This is a genomic window from Cupriavidus sp. GW822-FHT03E04 (assembly GCF_058801495.1).
This window is the reverse complement of sequence record NZ_JBXANI010000081.1, coordinates 1-829: the sequence shown is the minus strand read 5'-3', so window position 1 is coordinate 829 and position 829 is coordinate 1. Positions and strand designations below refer to the sequence as shown.

The window sequence follows — 829 nt, the reverse complement described above, 5'->3', positions numbered from 1 at the left end:
CCTCAGCGGGATCGTTCCGGGCCATAGCACGCTCAGACCAAGCCAGGTTTGCCGTGTACTGCTGCCGCAGGGAAGGGCAGATGATGCTCGATGCGAGTCGTTTCGCAGACTGTTGGTCGCCAATCACAAATGGCTGCGTACGATCTTCCGCGTTGAGTTGGCCAATGGACTTACGAGACAACTCTGTCTTGGCGTTGTCTGGGCACGGTGAGTCCTGGAGAGTGACCTTTCCCGCCGGACTTCGGCACTGATAGATCGTCTGGGCGTGGACGCACGTCCCGATCAGCATGAGCAACAACGGCATAAGCAGCATCGCAATCCTCCTGTAAGAATTGTGCAGACGCCAGCCTCAGCGTAGCCCCCCTCTGTAGAGGGGTGGCCTGAATCCTTTAAGCAGTGCCTTGGGATGCTATCGAAAAACCGCCTGCCAAGCCATTGAAAACCTGCGCCATCTGCCGCAGGTTTCCGCTGGCACACCCGTGCTCCGGTCCGTATCGTTTTGCCAGTGACAAATTCTGCGGGCGCGGGCTCGCCCTTCTCTTCATGGCCAAACCTCATGCCAACGGCGCCGCCAGCGACCCACGCGCCAGTGCGCTGCAGCGCCTGCTCGCGATACTGCAACAACGCAACCTGGTGCGCTGGCGTGTCACCCTACTACTCTGGCTCAACCGCTTTGATGGGCTCGGCGAATTCCTGCCCCGGCCAGACGAGCTGCCAGACCATCAGGTCTGTTTGCTTCTGACCCAGTTGCCTGATTCCATCTCGGACACCGAGTTGGCGCAATGCCTCTCGCGGGCCGACTTCCTGACATGGCGCGTGCGCCATGCTG

At 60.2% G+C, this 829-nt stretch carries 2 protein-coding genes; one reads left to right on the top strand and one right to left on the bottom strand.

Features of this window, described 5'->3' with window-relative positions; translation table 11 throughout:
* The coding region (locus tag AC1RQC_RS40390) for a DUF4124 domain-containing protein (RefSeq protein WP_492886881.1) at positions 1-289 on the bottom strand (289 nt) is incomplete at its 3' end.
* 146 nt (positions 290-435) lie between these two features.
* Between AC1RQC_RS40390 and AC1RQC_RS40385 the strand changes: the two genes are divergently transcribed.
* A partial coding sequence (locus AC1RQC_RS40385) for a hypothetical protein (RefSeq protein WP_492886879.1) occupies positions 436-829 on the top strand: 394 nt, incomplete at its 3' end.